The following is a 20144-nucleotide window of genomic DNA, read 5'->3' as shown; positions in this document are numbered from 1 at the left end:
GTGTCACTTACTTCGTTCCTAGTTCGTCGCTGAGGCATTTCTGGTACTCAGCGGTTGTCTTGTCGATGTGTTCGCAGGCGTCAATAGCGTTCTGCGCCACAAAGTAAATTGCGAGATTAATAGCGATGGCAATTGCACCTGTGAAGACACCGATGAGGCCAAGCCCGAAAGCACCGCCAGTGCGCGCTTCCCGGCCAGCGGCCGTCACGCGCTTCTTGGCACCGAGTGACTTGACGATGGCTGTGATGCCGAGAACGAACGCTACGATTCCAAAAACCGATCCCATGATCGGAACCCACGAAAACAGCAAGGCACCGATACCGAGAATCAGTGAAGACAGCCCCAGGGTTCTACCAACGCCAGCACCATCAATGCCGTCTTTTCCGTAGGTGTTTTCGCGCGTTGCATTGTTTGCCATGTGAGACCTTTCAAGTGCAGGCTGAGCTGCGTTTATCAAAACAAAACCGGATACCTTTGGCTGCACAAAGACAGGTACAGAGGTATCCGGTATTCATACTGTCAACTCTAGTTGACTTAGTTGACGCCAAACTTTTCGTTAATGGAGTCTTGAATGCACTCTTGCATCAGTTCTGGATCGTTTTGGTACTGATTACACTGTTCAACCGCTCCAAATACAGAGCCAAAGATGGCCGTCATGAAGAACGCACCGATAATTGCGAGTACTGCCAACACGATGGCGAACACGCTCATGACAGTGGTGCCGGTGGTTTGAAGCCCCAGCTTACGAGCCTTTGATCCTTTCACCAGCGCCACTACAGCCAGAATCAGGGCGATGAGGCCTGCGAAACCTCCAATGACAAAAAGGCTGGTCAACAGCGCAATGATGCCCATGATGAGAGCCGCAATTGCCCAGCCCATGCCTGTACTTGCGACCGAAGGTGGTGGTGTTCCGTAGCCTTGGGCGTACGAAGCGCCTGCATAGCCCTGTGGCCCCTGAGCCTGGTAGCCGGGTTCTTGGTTGAAAGAACCACCTGCCTGCTGATTGGCGCCGTACTGAGCACCAGAGTTATCGTCGCCGAAGGGGTCGTAGCCGCCTGTGTATCCCGAATTTGGTGAATTCGTCATACATCCGACACTACAAGCAAACACTAATATTTTCGTCTTTAACTAATGAATGTCAGCGATGATCGAGAGCCATTACCAACGGCGCAAATACGCGATTCGGTCTCGTAGTTGCTCCGCTGAGCACAGCGCTGTTGGCGGGCCTCCGCAATTGCGTCGCACTTCATTGTGAATCTGGCCATGTGGTCGGCCAGTTCGCGCAGCGGTCATTGACACCAAGGTGTTAAGTTCCTTGCGCAGCTTCGGCAATTCCTCACTAGCCACACGCTGTGGGCGTGGGTAGGCAGTCCCTTCAATCTGCGTGGGGCCATTGCTTTGCGACGATTCGTCGTCACGCAATTCCCCCTGCGAACGGTGCTCCTTTTCCCGTTCGGAGGCAGCCTTGAGCTGCTCCTCCTGCCGTTGCTGCAACAGGGTGCGCATGGATTCGGCATCGAGGAGGCCAGGTAAGCCGAGGTATTCTTGCTCTTCAGCGGAGCCGGCAATGGTTGCGGTGCCGTAGGATGATCCGTCGTAAATCAAATAGTCGAGCTCAGCGTCTGCGCCTATAGATTCGTAGGCAGGGAGATCGTCCGGTTCGTTTTGCTGACGGTTCGCTTCGGCGACGAGATCGTCTTCCCACCCTTCACTTGGGCGATGCGGCTCTCCCAGAACGTGGTTGCGTTCCACTTCCATTTGAGATGCCAAGTCGAGCAGCACAGGAATACTGGGCAAAAACACAGACGCGGTTTCCCCTGGTCGACGTGAGCGTACAAATCGACCAATGGCCTGCGCGAAGAAGAGCGGAGTAGACGAACTTGTCGCATACACGCCAACAGCGAGACGAGGCACGTCCACGCCTTCAGACACCATGCGGACAGCAACCATCCATTCGTCGGTCGAGTCTGAAAACTCTTTAATGCGATCCGACGAGCCAGGTTCATCCGACAAAATCAGCGACACCGGCGTTGACGACACTTGTTCCAGCATCCGCTTATACGCACGAGCCGTAGTCGCATCGGTAGCAATCACCAATCCACCAGCGTCGGGAATGTGTTGGCGCATTTGCATCAAACGACGATGTGCGGCATTCAAGACAGATGGCATCCAGTCGCCGTTCGGATCGAGCGCCGTGCGCCACGCGCGAGTCGTTTCCTCTGGACTCATAATCGTGCCCAGCCGAGCAGCGAACTCCTCACCTGCCGAGTCACGCCACCTGGCTTCTCCCGAGTACGCCAAAAACACAACGGGCCTAACGACGCCGTCGTTAAGCGCATCCGAATACCCGTACGTGTGATCGGCGACGGACTTCAGATGCCCCTCGCCGTCGTCGGCGTAGCGGACGAATGGGATGGCGGCATCGTCAGAACGGAAAGGAGTACCAGTCAGGCACAACCTGCGGGTAGCGTCGCCGTACGCTTCAGCGATACCGTCTCCCCAGCTCTTGGCATCGCCACCATGGTGTACCTCATCGAGAATGACGAGGCTACGTCCGGCAGTCGTGATGGCGTAATGCTTCGTGGGGTGCACAGCGACCTGCGCATAGGTCACCACAATTCCGTTATAGGAACGGTTAAATACGCCCCGCGAGTTGGAGAAATTCGGATCGAGCGCGATCCCGTTCCTCGCGGCAGACGCAGCCCACTGCACCTTCAGGTGCTCGGTAGGCACGACAACGATAATCCTGTCGACGACTCGACGGGACAGCAGCTCGGAAGCAAGACGAAGCGCGAAAGTCGTCTTACCAGCACCTGGCGTTGCCACCGCAAGGAAGTCCTTGGGGTTGGTGGCAAGATACTTATCTAGTGCTTCCTGCTGCCATTTACGAAGCCCACTCACTTGCGACGCAGCGACTTATAGATTCGCTCGCAGTCTGGGCATACCGGCGATCCAGGCTTAGCTGACTTTCGTACCGGGAACGTCTCACCGCACAAGGCGACGACCATGGCGCCCGAAATGGCAGAATCCACGATTTTGTCCTTCTTTACGTAGTGGAAGAACTTCGGGGTGTCGTCACGCTGTTCGGTCCGTTCATCGGTCCGTTCGATAGTTTTCGTTGTCTTCAATGGCGTGCTCACAGCAATCGATTGTGCACTATTGAGACACCAATGTGGGCAACCGCCCCCGAACTTCTCCCCGATTGTGGGCAACATGCACAGAGAATAGCCCTGGGCGTATTGTCAAGACATGGCCACATTGCGAGGAATCAAACGAAAGCGGGACGTCGCTCTTATTACCGACGCCAGCAGTTCGAGAATTCGCAACTACAACTACCGACGACACACCTACGCGGTCTTGCAATGGTCCCGTATTCCGCTGCTGCTTGCCTGCGGTGCCGTCATTATGTGGACCGATTTGAAGTGGCTGGCCGCAATCCTGCTGGTTGTTTCCGTTCCGATGCCGTGGATCGCCGTTGTCATCGCCAACGGTGTTGGTGAGCCGGAGGACAAGCGCGCTCCACGCGTATACAAACCCGGCGTAGCAAGGCAAGAGCAGCGCGAATGGGAAAGACAACAGGTTGCCCTTCACGATGAAAAGAGCAAGCAACGTGCTCTGCCTACGGTGATTTCTCACGACGATGGCGAGGTGCACGACAACGACAGCACACCGCCAGACGATGATGCTTCGCCGACCTCCCCTAACGATGCACCTGATGACACCCGTACCACTGAGCCTGTCGTAATCGACATGCCCGAAGATTTGGATTAGATGACTCCACCTGCCTTAACTCCGTCGCCTGCACGTCCACCCCATGTCGCACCCAGTGATGAGCAGCTTCATTCGTTCCTTGATCACGCTGCTGCTCTGGCTGAAGCCCTTCGTTCTCACGATTACTCAGTCGCCGGCATCGAGGCTTTGCTCGGCACCGAGGGAATGGCTGCTCTCGACCGTGGCGAACCTGAAGCAATCAGCCTTACGCTCGATGTCGCTGCAAACTCCACTGTCGCGGCTCCGCTAATTTCACTTGTTCGTGCGCTTATCATTGGTGATCCCGCTGATCTGACTTCCGCACTCGATGCCGAACTTCTTTCAGCGTGCGCATCATGTGGTGTTCTCCGTGCCGACGATGCCTACGACTACTACGCAACCATCGATATCCGCCCGGTGGTTATCAATGACATCGAACGCATTGTGTTTTCTGACCGCGATGCGTCCATGCGAGACATCGTGCCGGGCCCTAATCATGTGTTGGGCGTTGGTCGCGCCTCTCGTTCTCTGCTAGACATCACTCCGTCTGATCCAGTCGGCTCGGTTCTCGACCTCGGTGGCGGTTGTGGCGTGCAGGCTCTCGGACAACCTGAGGCGTCCTCAATTACGGTCACAGATATTCATCCACGCGCGAATCTCTTCGCTCGCGCTACGCTCGCTGCCGCGAACCTTAAACAAGCTGACGTCATCGAGGGTTCCTGGTTCGAGCCAGTGGCCTGGCGCACTTTTGACCGTGTCGTCGCAAATCCACCGTTTGTTGTGGGCATGCCGAAAGTCGACCTTGTCTACCGTGATTCCGGATTGAACCTCGATGGCGCTACGGAACTCGTTCTGTCCAATGTTGCAGACCATTTGACACTCGGCGGAACAGCTCACCTTCTTGGGGCTTGGGCTCATGTGGACGGCGAATCGTGGCAACAACGAATCGCGTCATGGCTACCTGATCACGGGGTCGAAGCATGGATCGTGCAACGCGATCTCGTCGACCCCGCCACCTACGTCGGCACCTGGCTTCGCGACGAATCCATCGATCCACGAAGCCATGAAGGTCGAGCAAAGACTCGAGACTGGCTCACTCACTTCGCGACGAGTGGTGTGGCAGGCATCGGATTCGGATACATCACTTTGCAGCGTATTGACGCTCCGTCGTCAATTGTTTGTGAGGAAATGCCCCAGGCGCTCGCTGGACCGTTCGCTGCTGAGGCACGTGAATACCTGCTCCGCGCGGAATGGCTGCGCGATAAGACAGCTGACGACATTCTTACGACTGGTTTTGCAGTACGCCCAGGAGTCGCAATCGAGAATGTCTCGGTGACGGATCTGGAATTCGGCCAAGGGTTCACGCCTGCAGCACTGCGAGTCACACGAACAGATGGCCCCCGCTGGAGTCACGATATTGATGAGGCGGTGCACAGGGTTCTCGCTGCGCTGATGCCCGAGGCTTCCCTAGCCACCACCATCGATGTCATGGCCATGCTGGGAGCAATCGACGAGAGCCTTGCTGACGAAGTCAAAGAGGGCATGGTCCCTGTCATTGTTGATCTCATGCGCCATGGCATCGTGTTGCCAACAGACCTACTTTCCAATGAAGGAGACGACTAGTGAAAGCCGTATTGACTCGTGTGACCTCAGCCAGTGTCACCGTTGATGGAGAAGTCGTCGGCGCTATCGATTGCCCTGACACTGGAGGCCTACTCGCACTCGTTGGGGTCGGTCGCGACGATGCCCCTGAGGCCTGGGAGACGATGGTCCGCAAGATCGCTGAACTGCGCATTCTCGACGGCGAAGCGTCTGTCGAGGATGCTGGTGCCCCGGTTCTCGTCGTAAGTCAGTTCACGTTGATGGGTGCGACGAAGAAGGGACGCCGTCCATCGTGGACGGAGGCAGCACCTGGAGACATTGCTGAACCGGTGGTCGACAAAATCGTGGAGGGACTACGCAACCGCGGTATCCAAGTTGCGACTGGTTCGTTTGGTGCAATGATGAAAGTAGCTTCGGTAAACGATGGACCTTTCACTGTGCTTGTCGAGTGTTAGCGATTCACTGCTGCAAGGCTAACTTTCCGGTAACAAAGCACTAACTTCCGTCGCTTTTTGTCGGTTCTTGAACTAATTTTCATAAGTGGGAACAAATGTGAGCGCGATCGCGTTGTACATTGTGAACGTCGACATCTAGGAGGCTCAATTCCATGACGAGTGCCGATATCCGAAATGACGAGCAAAGCGATCAGGCTCCCGCCAAAGATCGTGGACGCAGAAGCGGAAATAATAATAATCCTTCAGCAGACTTGGTTCGTGTCTATCTGAACGGTATCGGCAAGACGGCTCTTCTCTCGGCAGAAGAAGAAGTCGAGCTCTCAAAGCGAATTGAAGCTGGTGTTTACGCAGAGCACCTTCTGAACTCTGGTGCAAAGATGACTCGGGCTATGAAGCGCGATGTCAAGATCATTGCAAAGGAAGGCAAGGCAGCTCGCGCCCACTTGCTGGAAGCAAACCTCCGCTTGGTCGTATCGCTGGCTAAGCGCTACACCGGTCGCGGGATGCCATTGCTTGATCTCATCCAAGAAGGCAACCTTGGTCTCATCCGCGCGATGGAAAAGTTCGACTACACCAAGGGCTTCAAGTTCTCCACGTACGCAACGTGGTGGATTCGCCAAGCGATTACTCGTGGCATGGCAGACCAGTCCCGCACTATTCGCCTTCCAGTCCACTTGGTAGAGCAGGTCAACAAGATTTCGCGGATTAAGCGTGAGCTGTATCAGCAGCTTGGCCGTGAGGCTACAAATGATGAGTTGGCAGAGGAATCGGGCATTCCAGAAGCAAAGATTGAAATGTTGCTGCGTCAGTCCCGTGACCCAGTGAGCTTGGACATGCCAGTCGGTACTGATGAAGAAGCACCTTTGGGTGACTTCATCGAAGACTCTGAGGCTACGGATGCCGAGGAAGCTGTTGTGGCTTCGCTCCGCCACCACGATGTCCGTAAGGTGCTGTCCACACTGGAGATCCGCGAGCAGGAAGTAATTAAGCTTCGATACGGTCTCGATGATGGTTTGCCACGCACGTTGGATCAGATTGGGCGCCACTTCGGACTATCGCGCGAGCGCGTGCGACAGATCGAACGTGAAGTCATGGCAAAACTGCGCGACGGTGAACGCGCTGCCAAGCTCCGCGAGTACGCACGCTAGTAACGCACCTGACTACGCGCTTAGCCTGATCATCCGGTTCAGTTATTCCCTCTGGGAACACACGAACCGGATTTTTCGTTGAATGGGCCGTGGTACCCAGCACCTGTTGCACCTGTTATGTGGTGTCACCAGCAGTCCGCGGTCTTTTTGGTTACCCTATAGATAGTTGTCAGATTGTTTCGCGTCTTCTCTTGTTGAGTATTCAGTTTTGAATATTCATTGAGGCGCCTCGCAGTCTCATGTTCCTATGCCAACGCACATTTGGTAAGCGTTGGTAAGCGTAGGCACAAGTTTTCAGTTCATTACAGCACGGAGGACAGTGTGAGGGATCTCGTCGATACCACGGAGATGTACTTGCGTACCATCTTTGAGCTAGAAGAAGAAGGCATCGTTCCGCTGCGTGCCCGTATTGCTGAACGACTCGAGCAGTCTGGCCCTACCGTGAGCCAGACGGTTGCTCGCATGGAGCGAGATGGCTTGCTCACCGTCGCGCCTGACCGCAGCCTGCAGCTTTCCGACACTGGTCGTGCCCTAGCAACAGCGGTCATGCGCAAGCACCGTCTTGCCGAATGTTTGTTGACTGAGGTCATTGGCCTGGAATGGGACAAGGTCCACGACGAAGCGTGCCGCTGGGAACATGTCATGAGTGACGAGGTTGAGGAGCGACTCCTTAAGGTGCTCGGCGACTACACACGCTCACCTTTTGGCAACCCCATCCCTGGACTCGATACCCTAGGTGCCCCAAAGTCTCCACAGCCCATCGAGAATCAGGTTCGCCTGTCTGAATTACCTAGCGGCGGCCCCTACACGGTGACGGTCATCCAGATCAACGAGATCCTGCAGGTTGAACCGACATACATGAAGCGTCTGCACACTGCGGGCATCATGCCGGGTGCCGATGCCGAGGTTGAAGTCCATCACGGCCGTGTAACCATGTCCCGTGGTGGTCACTCCCTCGACATCCCAGATATTCTGTCGCACGCTGTCATGGTGATTCAGAAGTAACCACGACAGTAACCACCACGCGTTCGCTCTTACGCTGCGTCGCGGTGGTCGAACACCGAATCCACAACAGATTCTGCAGTCTCCACCATCGTTTGCAGTGCATCCCCCATGATGTGCGCGAACAGTGCTTGTTCGAGAAGCCTCGTCAAGGAGTGTTCGGGGTCAGTTTCCATTGCGACGAATAGCGCTGCCTGTGCAATCAGTGACATGCCAGCGTGAAACCTATCCAAGGCATAGCAGGCCAACGCATTCGCGCGGGCTGTTCCAGCAAACACCCGGGCGCACTGCAACCACACGTCCCGAGCTGTATCCGCAGTGTCATCGGCCAAGGCAGTCAGCGTCATGTCGCGCAAGATGACATTGTCGAGGCAACGAGCAATCACACGCAGGCTTGCCTCATCGTCAAATACCTGATCGAGAGATCGAGTGCCTGAACGAATCTCGTCGATAAGCTCTTGCCATTCGGTGAAGAAGACCGCAAGAGTCTGATTATGCTTCCCCAATCGCAACCGAGTTGGGCGACGGACATCAGCCCGAGCAAGCTGCAACGCGCGTGCCGCGAGCTCACGACGTGGCTCGGTATCCTCAGCAAACCGATCCAGTACCTCATCGATGCTCGGGGCAATAGTTTCGCCTGCTCGGGTGTATTCCAATGCTGACGGGCTCACTGACACGGAACCGACTTCGCCAATGGCGTTGCCATCGCGATCTGTGACGAGTTCTCCCTGGTACAGCTCCTGAACTCCGTAGTAGCCAGCGACCGAAATGTCATGCGGGTGAAAGATATCGTCGAGGGTTTCCTTGTCTGGAGCAACCCCCATTGCCCCTCCCCATCCGTCTTCAACCACAAAGATATCCACCCGATTGTGCCCTTCACGACTCAGCGTGACAGCGACATCAATGAGATGATCGACCAACGATTCGTCACCACACAGCGGTCGTACCAGTAACGGACCTGGCCGCAAATGTTCGGTCACCGATTCTGGGCCTGCGACAACTTCCCACGTCGATCCGAAAACGAGAATCTCGCCTGCCGGATAGTAACCAATCAGTCCTGGAATATTCGTCAAAAATGCAATTGGATCAGTGATATCGAAAGGTAGCGTTCGCAACGACGCTTGTGTCATGGTTCCCCCAGATCTCTCCGCACGATTCCTCTGTTGGAACCGTGTGCGTGACGACGAGCCGCCGTCGAGAAGCAGTCTCCCAAGACCTGACCAACAACGATGGCTCGAGCAGGAGCTGAGCACGGAACCTGTGGATGAATCTTTGGTTGTGGAATACATGTGTGTGATTTGTCGTTGTGTCCACTAAAGGGTTCTACGAACAATCACTCGCAGGTGATATAAAATCGAACGATTAAAGAGAGCTAGTGTGCTGTCTTTGCAGGATTACGGAAGGGAGTAGCCCATGGAACGCAAGAATGAACAGCCGGCAAACGGCATGTACGAAATGCAGTTCCCCGTCCCAGAAGTTGGTGGTGACAAGGGCGGTCTCACTTTGGTGGTAGCTCTCCAGGGATACGCTGACGCCGGTCTGGCTGTGGCGAATAGTGCGACACATTTGCTTGATTCACTGGAGCATCGTCCGCTCGTCGTATTCAATAACGACGAGCTCGTTGATTATCGATCTCGCCGCCCGGCAGTCACGATGATTGGCGATGAAGTTGCGGATATGACCGATCTCCAGTTGTCGCTGCAGGTTGTACAGGATAACGAAGGGGTCCCTTTCCTGCTCCTGTCTGGCCCAGAACCAGACTTACGGTGGGATGCGTTCTCGTCTGCAGTCGTCGAGTTAGCTGAAAAGTTCAACGTGACGAAGACCATTTCGCTGTACTCCGCACCAATGACCGTGCCGCACACTCGCCCGATGGGCTTGATCGCGCATGGCAATGATCGAGAGATCTTGGCCAAGCATCGCACGTGGGGTCAGAAGGTGACAGTCCCCGGTGCAGCGAGCCTTCGTTTGGAGCTCGAGATGAATCGCCGCGGTCGCACTTCATGTGGATTTACTGCTCAGGTGCCACATTATGTCGCGCACGGCGAGTACCCACTTGCTGCACTTCGCCTTTTGGAAGCTGTCGCTGATGCTTGTGGGCTCACTTTCCCACTAGCGTCGTTGGAGTCTGAGTCAAAGCACGTAGAACAGATGCTTGCGCAACAGATCGACGAATCGCAGGAGGTCATCCGCATCGTTGGCATGCTTGAACAGCAGTACGACGAAGATGAGCAGCGACGTCGCACACTCGAATCAAACCCCTTGATCGGCCCGAATGGCGATATTCCATCTGCTGACGAATTGGGCGCAGAATTCGAGAAATTCCTTGCGTCACAGCTATCTCAGACCTCGGAGCCTGACGACGACGTCGCCAAGCCAACCAACCCTGAGCACGTGGTTGAGAGCATTGCGGAGGCGATTCAGCGCCTTGAAGCAGACGAGCACGTGGCTGAGGAGCGCGCGTTCGAAGAGGTTGACGCAAAGTCTGAGGTTGACGCTGAGCTCGACAATGAGGACGAATCCGACGCCAACGTTGCTTCTGCTGAGCCGTCTTCCGACACCATTGCAGACGGATCAACAACGGAGCCAACTGATCTAGACAATTCGGCGGAGACTACACCGAATTCAGCGAACGCCGAGGAGTCGAATCCTGAGGACGAAGACCGTCGTAAGAAGGGACGCCGAGGACCACGACTGCCGTGGTTCCGCTTCTAAGCGCGATCCGCAGGTGTTGCTAGGGTTGAGGCGTGTCAGAAAACGCCAAGACCCCGCTTGTTTCGCTGCTTCGTGATCTCGAAGATGTACCTGAGTCGCTGATGGATGATGCCATTGCGGACTCGTTTATTTCATGGACGAAGTCCCAGGGCATCAGTTTGTACGAGGCACAAGAAGAAGCAACGCTGTCGTTGGCTGGCCAAGATCACGTGATCTTGGCCACTCCGACGGGTTCCGGCAAGTCAATGGTCGCAATTGCAGCTCACTTCATGGCTCTTGCTCGCGGCCAGCGCAGCTTTTACACCGCCCCAATTAAAGCTTTGGTGAGTGAGAAGTTCTTCGCATTGTGCGAGGTATTTGGCGCGGAGAACGTCGGAATGATGACTGGTGATGCCACAGTCAACGGCGGGGCGCCAATCATTTGTGCCACCGCAGAGATTGTCGCAAACATTGCATTACGGGATGGCGCAGATGCTCGAATTGACCAAGTCGTCATGGACGAGTTTCACTTCTACGCCGAACCCGACCGAGGCTGGGCGTGGCAGGTTCCACTACTGATTCTGAACAAATGCCAGTTTCTGCTGATGTCGGCCACTTTGGGCGATGTCTCGATGTTCCAAGAGGATCTCAAACGACGTACCGGTCGTGATGTCGAGCTCGTCACAGGTAGCACACGACCAGTGCCACTGGATTTCCATTACGTCTATTCGCCAGTGCACGACACTATTGATGACCTGCTTTCATCGGGTAAAGCGCCCATCTACGTGGTTCATTTCTCCCAACGTGAAGCTGTAGAGCGTGCGCAGGCTCTGACGAGCCTCAAACTGGTGACGCCTGAAGAGAAAGAGCGTATTCGCGAAGAAATCGGAGATTTCCGTTTCACCACAACTTTTGGCAAGGTGCTGTCCAAGCTGGTGCGACGTGGCATTGGTGTTCACCATGCAGGAATGTTGCCGAAGTATCGGCGACTCGTCGAGAAGCTGTCTCAAACTGGCTTACTCAAAGTGATCTGTGGCACAGACACATTGGGCGTTGGCATCAACGTTCCAATCCGTACGGTACTGCTGACTGGCCTGGCAAAGTTTGACGGCACGCGGATGCGCACACTGAAATCGCGCGAGTTCCACCAGATTGCGGGACGTGCTGGTCGCGCTGGCTACGACACTGAAGGCACGGTTGTTGTGCAGGCCCCTGAGCATGAAATTGAGAATGTGAAGCTGCGGCGGCGCGCAGGCCAAGATGAAGCAAAGTTGAAGAAGCTTCGACTAAAGGCTGCTCCCAAGGGCGAAGTGACTTGGTCCGAAACCACCTTTGACCGCATCGTAGTGCAACCACCTGAACCATTGACCAGCCGTTTCCAGGTGTCCAATGGAATGTTGTTGAACGTCATTGCGCGTGGTGGCGATACGTTCCAGCACATGAAGGAGCTTCTGCGTGGTAACCACGACACTCGTCACCAGCAGAATCAGGCAATTCTGACGGCGATCGAGCTCTACCGAGGACTCGTCAATGCAGGCATTGTCGAAGTCAACGATGGTCGTCCACAGCTCACCGTCGAACTCCAGCGAGACTTCGCTCTTAACCAACCACTGTCCCCTTTTGCTATCGCAGCGCTGGAACTGTTGGACAAAGAATCCGATACCTACGCGCTTGACGTGATTAGCGTCTTCGAAGCTATCTTGGACGATCCGCGCCCACTGTTAATCGCGCAGCAGAAAAAGGCACGAGGCGAAGAGATTGCTGCGCTCAAAGCCGAAGGTGTTGATTACACCGAACGGATGAACTTGGTCGAAGACATTACGTGGCCACAACCACTTGCAGATGAGTTGGAGGCCGCATACCTGACGTATGCTGCAGGCCACCCGTGGGTTCGGGAGTTTGAGCTCTCACCAAAGTCTGTCGTGCGACAGATGGTTGAAGAGGGAATGACGTTTTCGGATGTCATCAGCGAGTTCGGGATTGCTCGCGCAGAAGGCGTCTTACTTCGCTATCTCACGGACGCTTGGCGTACCCTACGCCATACCCTGCCCCTGGAAGCTTCAAGTGAAGAGCTCGATGACATTGTGACGTGGCTCGGGGAGCTCATTGTCCAGGTGGACTCGTCGTTGGTCGACGAATGGGCTCAAATGGCAGACCCCGACAAGCCGCTGGATGAAAAGACCCTCGCGGAGGCAGCCTTCGGTGCCGATGACGAGAATCGTCCGCTCACCGGCAACAAGCGTGCTTTCACCCGTATGGTGCGAAATCTCATGTTCCGGCATGTCCAGCTGTTTGCCTTCGAGAAGGAGAAAGAACTCGCAGCGATGGACGCGTATCTGGACGATGCCCCAGATTGGCCCACTGCAATGGACGACTACTTCGACGAATACGACGATGTCGGCATCGACGGAGCCGCGCGCGGCGGCGACATGTTTGTACTGGACACTTCCCAGGCGGACTCCAACGGTGTTTGGCTTGCAACTCAAATCATTGCGGATCCAGAAGGCGACCACGGATGGCGGTTCGTGGCAGAAATTGACCTCGCCGCTTCAGACGAAAACGGCGAGGTCAGGATGCGTAAACTAGAGGTTCAATCTGGATAGAATTTTGGGGTGGAGCTGCAGGTTGAAGAAGACTGCTAGGCGTGAGCCTTCTCCGCGGTGTCGGAGTCGCCACCAACGTCCACACTAATGTTGTTGGAGATAGTTTCGTTCGCAGTATTGTTTCCGATCGCGGCTTCATACGAGCGACGGACAATGTCAGCAATCTGGTTGAATTCACCGCCGCGAACAGACGACGCTCGGTGGATCAACGCGATGGTACGACCCGGTCGGGTTGGACCTTCGAAACGAGCCGTCGCCAAGCCAGGGCGCTGGGCTTCGACTGCAAGCGCTGATTCCGGCACCAAGGTTTCGCCGAGACCACCAACTACGCACTGCACGACTGTCGACAAAGAAGCGGCCCTTGTCTCCAAACCAGTAGCAGATGCCTGCATCGCATCAACTGACCTGCACAGATCAAGTACCTGGTCACGGAGACAGTGCCCATCGTCCAGCAGAAGTAGTTCCATTTCGCTCAAAACACTAAGGGGGACATCGTCTCGACCAGCCAACTCGTGTCCTTCCGGCACGACGATATGGAACTCCTCCTCGTAGAGCGGGACCTCTTCAAAAGACGTGACACCACATGGCAGTGCCAGTACAGCTGCATCAATGGCTCCAGAACGCAGCGCGTCGACCAGGTGGCTCGTCTGCTCTTCTAGGATCCGAGGCTGCAATTCGGGCAGTTCATCTCTTACCGTGCGCAAAAAGTTCGGAAGAATATATGGCGCGACGGTGGGGATGAAACCAATGGATAACGGACCGGAGAGGTCGTCAGTACGACCTGCTGCCCTATCAACGATGTCATCGACAATTTCCGATGCTTGACGCGCCAATGGAATCAGTCCACGGCCGAGAGGGGTAATCAGGACTCGACGTGTCGACCGTTCAACAAGTTGAACGCCCAAACCCTGTTCGAGAGTAGACAATGCTTGAGAAAGGGACGGTTGTGAAATACCCAGGCGTTGAGCTGCCTGACCGAAGTGACCGGTGTCCGCGATAGCCACGAATGCCCTCAGCTGTGGCAGCGTCGGGCGATAATCTCTATTACGCATACCTATCATTGTACACAACACTTTTTAGGTTTTCCTCTTGACGGACTGAACTTTGATAGGCATAATTGAGGGCGGACCGAATAACCGGCACTTATGTTCCAGGAGGATCACATGGCCATTCTTACCGTTGGCGACAAGTTTCCAGAGTTTTCCCTCACCGCTCTGAAGGGCGGCAACCTGCGCGATGCTAACGCACAGGCTCCAGAAGACTACTTCGAGCAGGTCGACCAGAACTCTTACGAGGGCAAGTGGAAGGTTGTTTTCTTCTACCCGAAGGACTTCACCTTCGTATGCCCAACTGAGATCGCTGCATTCGGCAAGATCTACGACGAGTTCGAGGATCGCGACACCGTCGTTCTCGGTGGCTCTGGCGACAACGAGTTCTCGCACTTTAACTGGCGTGCAACCCACCCAGAGCTGCTTGAGGTTCCTTACCCAATGTTCGCTGACGTTCGCCACGATCTGATGCGCGCACTGGGTGTCGAGAATGCAGACGGTGTTGCAGACCGTGCAACCTTCATCATCGACCCAGATGGCATCATCCAGTTCGTTTCCGTTACCCCAGACGCTGTTGGCCGTAACGTTGACGAGGTTCTGCGTGTTCTCGACGCTCTGCAGTCCGAGGAAGTTTGTGCTTGCAACTGGCAGAAGAATGACCCAACCAAGGTCATCGACAAGATGGACGTTCTGAAGCAGGAGCTGAAGTAAATAATATGAGCATTGATAACCTTCGCTCTGGTCTCCCAGAGTACGCAAAGGATCTGAAGCTGAACCTCGGTTCGCTGACCCGATCCACCGAGCTCAACGAGCAGCAGCTGTGGGGCGCACTGGTCGCATCCGCTGCAGCCACCAAGAACGCCACTGTGTTCTCGGAGGTCGCAGATGAGGCTAAGTCTCACCTTTCCGACGAGGCATTTGAAGCCGCTCTCGGCGCTGCGTCGATCATGGGCATGAACAACGTTGCTTACCGTGCAAAGCACTGGCTCGGCGACGACTTCGCCCAGGTGAAGTTCGGTCTACGCATGAACATCATCGCGAAGCCTGGCGTCGAAAAGGCTGACTTCGAGTTGTGGTCCCTCGCTGTTTCGACCATCAATGGCTGTGAGCAGTGCACCGTCGCACACGACAAGGTCGTTCGCGAAGAGGGTCTCACCAAGGAGCAAGTCTGGGAAGCTGTTAAGATCGCTGCAACCATCGAGGGTGTTGCACAGGCAATCTTTAGCGAAGAGACTCGCTAAACACTTTCCTGGCACGTCACTTCGGTGACTTTGCCATTCAAAGGAAGAGCTCGTGTCCGGTCAGTCCGGATCACGAGCTCTTTTGCTTTGCAGCGGATCTTTGCTTTGCGACGGCCGTTACCTAGCAACTTCCGCTGAAAGAATGGAATGCTACGGCATTGGCACTGGGCGACGTCCACCAATCAGCTGGCGGTACAGGTGAACTGTTGCAATCAAGCCAATTGGCACGGTGTAGATCAAGCCAATGTACAGCGCGAGTGCACCGATTCCAGACACGATGCTGATAAGGATGAGAGCAATAAGGACTTGGAAGAACTTTGGTTTGACGATCTTCCATGCCACTGCAGGAGAACCCATGACCGAAGAACGACCGTCCATGACCAGGAGTGGCATAAACGTGGTGATTGTGGAAATCACAATCGCGAGAGCGATCATGATGACATAACCGAGAATCAAGAGAATGACTCCTGGAGTCGAGCCATTCTCCCCCATCATGATTCCGCCAATTGCAATCAGAGCAAGCCCTGGCAGCATTCCGACGAAGGAAACGACTCCAGTCAGAATATAGACGCCGATCAGTGAACCCCACCGGTTTACCTTGAAGAAGGACTTGAACGACGCAGGTCGACCATCCACTTCCTCGAATGCGCCACGGTAGAAAAAGATGTTGATGAAGAAACTGAAGACGAACAGCAGCAAGTAGAAGATACTGATCGAGCTCATCATCACCCCAAGGTCCTCACCGGTAGGAGACATTGCGGGTGTGTCGGTGGCAGGATCCATTGGCATAGTGGCAAAGATGGTAGCCACCATAGCGCCGACCAGAAGCAAAATCACAGCGATGAAAACTAGGGTGATTCCCAGCCACGTGCCAACATTCGCGTTCATCCGCTTGAATCCGACTCCAATGCTTTCTGTGATCGAAAACGGTGTCTCGCCAGACATCACTGGGATCTGCGGTGGCTGATCACCTCCTGGCTGCTTGACACCTTCGCCAGGATTCATAGTTTGATTCATTCCACCTTGCGGATACCCTGCACCTGCAGCATAGCCAGGGTTATAGCCCTGGTAACCAGGACCTTCCGTGTAGCTGCCCTGGCCGTATCCACCCTGGCTATATCCGCCTTGGTTTTGGCCACTCTGACTGTAGCCGCCCTGGCTATATCCGCCCTGACCGTAGCCGCTCTGGCCAGTGTAATCCTGATTCTGCGGGTTGGTGTTCCCCTGATTCTGCGGGTTGGTGTTTCCAGACTCCTCAGGATTGAACGGGGCATCACCGAACGGATCGTATCCGCGGTTGTCATCAGCCATGATGTTGCTTCTCCTCGTATTTCCAGCGCATCGCATGCTTTGATAGGAAGTGCGCAATGCGTTGAACGGCAAAATTAACGTCCACTGTCAATATTGCACGTGTTAGTTGAGGTCCGCACTATCAAGGGCTCCACAATTTCTAATGTCCCTGATTTGCGGTGCCAGCCCTAGCGGACTTCGACTTCTGCGGAACCTGTGAATGGGGTCAGTGCCCCGTTCGCACCTCGGGAGGATCCGTGGAATTCCACGGTGTAGATGCCCGGCGCGACGCCTTCTGGAATCCACGTGATCGTCGTCATCGTGACCGCACCGTTCTTCGCAAATTCGATGACAGTGTTCTCATGGCAGTCATCCGCGACGACTACGCCAGCACTATCTCGTACCGCGAGGAAGCCCTTTTCATGTCGCAGATCACTGTTCGGGTTCGCGCCAACAAACGTGATTGCAGCTGCTGTTCCCATCGATACTGGTGATTCCGGCTTTTCGACGACTGCTCCAAAGTCTTGCCCTAATGGAGTGAGGTCGACCGTCGGATTTCCGGTTGGCGCTGGCGGGATAATGCCAGTGAGATCACCGGCAGCTTCCCCTGAGTTGACGGGGATGCCTGCGTGCAATGCCGTCGTCAAGTGGTGGAACGTTTGTTGCGCCGCAGGCAAGGTGAGGCGCCCAAAAGCGGTTGCACCACCTTCGTAGTCTTGACCATCGTATTCTTCGGGGGTCGTGATGTAGTGGCCATAGCCGGAGACATATCCCTGAACGATAACTGTCTCAATGGGTACTTCGAGCGTATCGGCGACGAGACGGCGCATTCGGTAGCCAGACATTGTCGTAGGTTCGAAGGCGAGTGAAGCGATGGTAAGTCCGCCGATTCGATGTACATGGAAGATATGCTTTTGTTGCAGCAGGCCCGGTACATATCCCACAGGTAAAAGCATTTCTTTTGGGCTGTGGATATCGGCAGCGTGTGGTGGCACTACCACTTGGTTGACAGCATCGACCCATCGCGTACCACCCCGTTCGCCCTCGTTGAAGCCGAGCATCGGTTCGCCACCGCCGTCTTCCTGACTTGATGCGGCGAAGGCAGCACCGAGAATCGCTGGGCCCGTCTTTCCTGGCTTATGGTCTGGAGTGAATTCAGCTGCCACTTCGACGTTTGCCATATCGACCCACTGCCAACGCATGTCTACGTCGGTGCTGTGGATGTCAATCGCTCGACCTTTGATGCCTTCTACTTGTCGACGACCGAGTTCCCGTGCCGATTCATACTGATTGCCCGGATGTGGGCCAGAGTCTGGGATAAGACCATGATTTGGGCTGACGTCTCCCGGAGTGGACATTGCAAATGCAGCCACGAACGGCGCGTCTGCTGGGGTCATATGGTCTACCCCAGCTCGATGTTCAACAAGCCAGGCAGCGTACCCCTTATTGTCTCCCGACACGATTGTGTGTTCTGGGCCGAACGTCGTTGGGTGGATGCCATACCAATTGATGAACCCCACGCCTTGCCCATTGCGATGGACGTGCAAGGTGGCTGCTTCCCTATCCACGCCGTCCGGGAACAAGGCCTTCTCGGCATCTGGGTTGAGGTCAAAGCTCTTCTTCGAGCGGTTTACACCCGCATCGTCAACGTCTGCTCGGGTGAAGGAGATGTTCGACGGCTGGAGATCCGTGTGCGCACGGTCGATGGCAAGCACAATCCCCTTTACATAGGCCTCGAATGTGACCGGCCGGAATCCAAGTGTCGTCAGGTCAACCATCAAGTGACCGGAGGTCCCGCCCGGTGCAACGTGCGTATGAGAGGCACCGATTAATACGTTGCCTTCGTGATAGAGATCCCCATAAGTTGCTGCCAGCCGGCGGAGCACTTCCATCTGGATGGACTGGAACATCAGCCCCATATCTGCTGTGACATGTACAACCCGCTCACCGTTGTCACCCTCAAAGATGAAGGCACGTGCGAATTGACGCTGTCGGAATCCTGATGCCTGCTGTGAAAGCACGGCATAACCATTCAGACCCGCCCCGAGTGGTTCGCCCGTCATATCGGCCATTCCTCGTCCCACATTCATGGTGATCTGAGACTTCCCACTATCCGCGGGTGGCGCGGAATACGCCGCCGGTACTGCCCCCAGCGCCGGAGCTACGACAAGCCCAGCTGCTGCAATGCCGCTTACCCCGAGAAATGCGCGTCGGTTGATGGTCCTGGTTGAGTGTGATGTTTGTGCCACGATGGACTAGTTCCTATCTATGCCGGTTGAGCCCCTCGATTCGCAGATACTAAACGACATTCATTTGGAATTTTGCGTTTTGAAAATAATATTTCTACATCATTCATTTCAGACATTGAGTCAACCGGATCATTAAGGCTAGGCTTTCCTCATGAACAAGAAGTCAACAGTCGGTCTACCTCAAATGAAACCATCACAAAAGAGTCGTCCAACTCACCTAGCAACTGTCGTCGACAAGCGAGGCCTTTCACCTGAACTATTAAGGGTTTACCTGCACTGCGAGGCCCTCCAAGAACTACACCTGCCACATTCCGACCACTACATTAAGCTCGCGTTTCCGCCAGCAGAAGCGACGTATACCTGGCCATTTTCAGTGAGTGAGATCCGACAAGAACTTCCCCGTGAACAATGGCCTCTGACACGCACATACACAGTGCATTCAGTCAATAGCCACACAGGCTCCTTTGCCTTGGACTTTGTACTCCATGGTGATGACTCCGATAACGGAGGCCTAGCAAGCACGTGGGCCCGTAATGTCGAACCCGGCGATACCATCGCTTTCCTCGGCCCCGGTGGAGCTTGGCACCCTACCGATGACTATGAACACTTCATTCTTGCTGGCGATGAAACAGCAGCACCTGCAATGATGACGGCCGTCGAGATGCTACCCGCCACAGCAACCGCCGATGTGTATCTAGAAGTCGCTAGTCCCCAATCAACCTTCGATTTCCCTACTCGCGAAGGGGTCAATCTGCACTGGATTACTCGTGGCTCATCGAGACCAGGTTCGCAACTCTCAGATGTCCTCCGCAGTAATGGCATTCCAGCTCAGCGAACCGCATGGTTCGTCCATGGCGTTGCCGAAATGATTAAGGATGTCCGCAGGTTTCTTTTCATTGACAACGACGTCGCAAAGTCAGATGTTTCCATCTCTGGATACTGGCGCCTCGGCATGACCGAGTCAGAATGGCAAGCCACCAAGAAGAGTTTCAACGCCACGCTTGAAGCAGCAGAAGATAACTCGAGAACAGAAAAGGTCTAGACTCCCATTAGTCAGGATC

General features: G+C 55.0%; 17 protein-coding genes and 1 pseudogene. 10 read left to right on the top strand and 8 right to left on the bottom strand.

Annotated elements, in window-relative coordinates:
- Positions 1 to 7 precede the first annotated feature (7 nt).
- The 4 genes from WG934_RS05210 to WG934_RS05195 all read right to left on the bottom strand — a co-directional run bounded on the left by WG934_RS05210 (position 8) and on the right by WG934_RS05195 (position 3140).
- A complete protein-coding gene (locus tag WG934_RS05210) occupies positions 8 to 418 on the bottom strand; it encodes a hypothetical protein (protein WP_339978242.1) in 411 nt (136 codons plus the stop codon).
- Between the two features lie 116 nt (positions 419 to 534).
- Positions 535 to 1086: a hypothetical protein gene (locus tag WG934_RS05205; protein ID WP_339988980.1), complete on the bottom strand. Its 552-nt coding sequence runs from the start codon at positions 1084 to 1086 to the stop codon at positions 535 to 537.
- A gap of 72 nt (positions 1087 to 1158) precedes the next feature.
- Positions 1159 to 2901, bottom strand: a complete 1743-nt coding sequence (locus tag WG934_RS05200) for a DEAD/DEAH box helicase (RefSeq protein WP_339978238.1) — start codon at positions 2899 to 2901, stop codon at positions 1159 to 1161.
- Entirely contained in the window at positions 2898 to 3140 is a 243-nt protein-coding gene (locus tag WG934_RS05195) for a DUF3039 domain-containing protein (protein WP_339978236.1), read from the bottom strand. The genes WG934_RS05200 and WG934_RS05195 overlap by 4 nt, the downstream gene beginning before the upstream one ends.
- A 109-nt stretch (positions 3141 to 3249) precedes the next feature.
- On the opposite strand from WG934_RS05195, the gene WG934_RS05190 reads away from it, so the two are divergent.
- From WG934_RS05190 to WG934_RS05170, 5 genes are all read left to right on the top strand, one after another.
- A complete protein-coding gene (locus WG934_RS05190) occupies positions 3250 to 3771 on the top strand; it encodes a DUF3099 domain-containing protein (RefSeq protein ID WP_339978234.1) in 522 nt (173 codons plus the stop codon).
- Complete coding sequence (locus WG934_RS05185; protein WP_339988978.1) at positions 3772 to 5373, top strand: DUF7782 domain-containing protein; 1602 nt, start codon at positions 3772 to 3774, stop codon at positions 5371 to 5373.
- Positions 5373 to 5807 carry a D-aminoacyl-tRNA deacylase gene (gene dtd / locus WG934_RS05180; RefSeq protein WP_339978230.1) on the top strand — a complete coding sequence of 145 codons (435 nt, stop codon included), beginning with the start codon at positions 5373 to 5375 and terminating at the stop codon, positions 5805 to 5807. The genes WG934_RS05185 and dtd overlap by 1 nt, the downstream gene beginning before the upstream one ends.
- A gap of 152 nt (positions 5808 to 5959) precedes the next feature.
- On the top strand, positions 5960 to 6955 hold the full coding sequence (locus tag WG934_RS05175) for a sigma-70 family RNA polymerase sigma factor (RefSeq protein WP_339978228.1): 996 nt from the start codon (positions 5960 to 5962) through the stop codon (positions 6953 to 6955).
- A 321-nt stretch (positions 6956 to 7276) separates the two neighbouring features.
- On the top strand, positions 7277 to 7960 hold the full coding sequence (locus tag WG934_RS05170) for a metal-dependent transcriptional regulator (protein ID WP_339978226.1): 684 nt from the start codon (positions 7277 to 7279) through the stop codon (positions 7958 to 7960).
- A 29-nt stretch (positions 7961 to 7989) separates the two neighbouring features.
- Here the strand turns inward: WG934_RS05170 and WG934_RS05165 are convergent, their stop codons facing one another.
- Positions 7990 to 9087 carry a DUF4192 domain-containing protein gene (locus tag WG934_RS05165; RefSeq protein WP_339988977.1) on the bottom strand — a complete coding sequence of 366 codons (1098 nt, stop codon included), beginning with the start codon at positions 9085 to 9087 and terminating at the stop codon, positions 7990 to 7992.
- Positions 9088 to 9370: 283 nt separating this feature from the next.
- On the opposite strand from WG934_RS05165, the pseudogene WG934_RS05160 reads away from it, so the two are divergent.
- Positions 9371 to 10291: pseudogene (locus WG934_RS05160) on the top strand (PAC2 family protein); the annotation flags it as partial.
- Positions 10292 to 10773: 482 nt separating this feature from the next.
- Complete coding sequence (locus tag WG934_RS05155; RefSeq protein ID WP_339989258.1) at positions 10774 to 13254, top strand: DEAD/DEAH box helicase; 2481 nt, start codon at positions 10774 to 10776, stop codon at positions 13252 to 13254.
- A 35-nt stretch (positions 13255 to 13289) separates the two neighbouring features.
- Here the strand turns inward: WG934_RS05155 and WG934_RS05150 are convergent, their stop codons facing one another.
- A complete protein-coding gene (locus tag WG934_RS05150) occupies positions 13290 to 14306 on the bottom strand; it encodes a hydrogen peroxide-inducible genes activator (RefSeq protein ID WP_339978221.1) in 1017 nt (338 codons plus the stop codon).
- Positions 14307 to 14417: 111 nt separating this feature from the next.
- On the opposite strand from WG934_RS05150, the gene WG934_RS05145 reads away from it, so the two are divergent.
- Together WG934_RS05145 and WG934_RS05140 are read left to right on the top strand one after the other, a co-directional pair.
- Positions 14418 to 15014 (top strand): peroxiredoxin, encoded by a 597-nt coding sequence (locus WG934_RS05145; protein WP_339978219.1) that lies wholly within the window; start codon positions 14418 to 14420, stop codon positions 15012 to 15014.
- A gap of 5 nt (positions 15015 to 15019) precedes the next feature.
- Positions 15020 to 15544, top strand: a complete 525-nt coding sequence (locus WG934_RS05140) for a carboxymuconolactone decarboxylase family protein (protein WP_339978217.1) — start codon at positions 15020 to 15022, stop codon at positions 15542 to 15544.
- A gap of 150 nt (positions 15545 to 15694) precedes the next feature.
- Here WG934_RS05140 and WG934_RS05135 read toward each other — a convergent pair whose 3' ends face one another.
- Together WG934_RS05135 and WG934_RS05130 are read right to left on the bottom strand one after the other, a co-directional pair.
- Positions 15695 to 16855 carry a hypothetical protein gene (locus WG934_RS05135; protein ID WP_339988973.1) on the bottom strand — a complete coding sequence of 387 codons (1161 nt, stop codon included), beginning with the start codon at positions 16853 to 16855 and terminating at the stop codon, positions 15695 to 15697.
- Positions 16856 to 17022: 167 nt separating this feature from the next.
- Positions 17023 to 19083 carry a neutral/alkaline non-lysosomal ceramidase N-terminal domain-containing protein gene (locus WG934_RS05130; protein WP_339988971.1) on the bottom strand — a complete coding sequence of 687 codons (2061 nt, stop codon included), beginning with the start codon at positions 19081 to 19083 and terminating at the stop codon, positions 17023 to 17025.
- A 151-nt stretch (positions 19084 to 19234) separates the two neighbouring features.
- Between WG934_RS05130 and WG934_RS05125 the strand changes: the two genes are divergently transcribed.
- A complete protein-coding gene (locus WG934_RS05125) occupies positions 19235 to 20125 on the top strand; it encodes a siderophore-interacting protein (protein WP_339988969.1) in 891 nt (296 codons plus the stop codon).
- Positions 20126 to 20144: the final 19 nt, after the last annotated feature.

It is taken from the genome of Corynebacterium sp. H78 (assembly GCF_037572275.1).
Classification (GTDB): domain Bacteria; phylum Actinomycetota; class Actinomycetes; order Mycobacteriales; family Mycobacteriaceae; genus Corynebacterium.
This window is presented reverse-complemented; position numbering and strand designations above follow the sequence as displayed.

Excerpts from the sequence above, each read along its gene's own strand:
- WG934_RS05125 (WP_339988969.1), top strand. The coding sequence starts at position 19,235 with ATGAACAAGAAGTCAACAGTCGGTCTACCTCAAATGAAACCATCACAA.
- WG934_RS05210 (WP_339978242.1), bottom strand. The coding sequence starts at position 418 with ATGGCAAACAATGCAACGCGCGAAAACACCTACGGAAAAGACGGCATT.
- WG934_RS05155 (WP_339989258.1), top strand. The coding sequence starts at position 10,774 with ATGGATGATGCCATTGCGGACTCGTTTATTTCATGGACGAAGTCCCAG.
- WG934_RS05135 (WP_339988973.1), bottom strand. The coding sequence starts at position 16,855 with ATGGCTGATGACAACCGCGGATACGATCCGTTCGGTGATGCCCCGTTC.
- WG934_RS05140 (WP_339978217.1), top strand. The coding sequence starts at position 15,020 with ATGAGCATTGATAACCTTCGCTCTGGTCTCCCAGAGTACGCAAAGGAT.
- WG934_RS05150 (WP_339978221.1), bottom strand. The coding sequence starts at position 14,306 with ATGCGTAATAGAGATTATCGCCCGACGCTGCCACAGCTGAGGGCATTC.
- WG934_RS05145 (WP_339978219.1), top strand. The coding sequence starts at position 14,418 with ATGGCCATTCTTACCGTTGGCGACAAGTTTCCAGAGTTTTCCCTCACC.
- WG934_RS05190 (WP_339978234.1), top strand. The coding sequence starts at position 3,250 with ATGGCCACATTGCGAGGAATCAAACGAAAGCGGGACGTCGCTCTTATT.
- WG934_RS05175 (WP_339978228.1), top strand. The coding sequence starts at position 5,960 with ATGACGAGTGCCGATATCCGAAATGACGAGCAAAGCGATCAGGCTCCC.
- WG934_RS05185 (WP_339988978.1), top strand. The coding sequence starts at position 3,772 with ATGACTCCACCTGCCTTAACTCCGTCGCCTGCACGTCCACCCCATGTC.
- WG934_RS05165 (WP_339988977.1), bottom strand. The coding sequence starts at position 9,087 with ATGACACAAGCGTCGTTGCGAACGCTACCTTTCGATATCACTGATCCA.
- WG934_RS05205 (WP_339988980.1), bottom strand. The coding sequence starts at position 1,086 with ATGACGAATTCACCAAATTCGGGATACACAGGCGGCTACGACCCCTTC.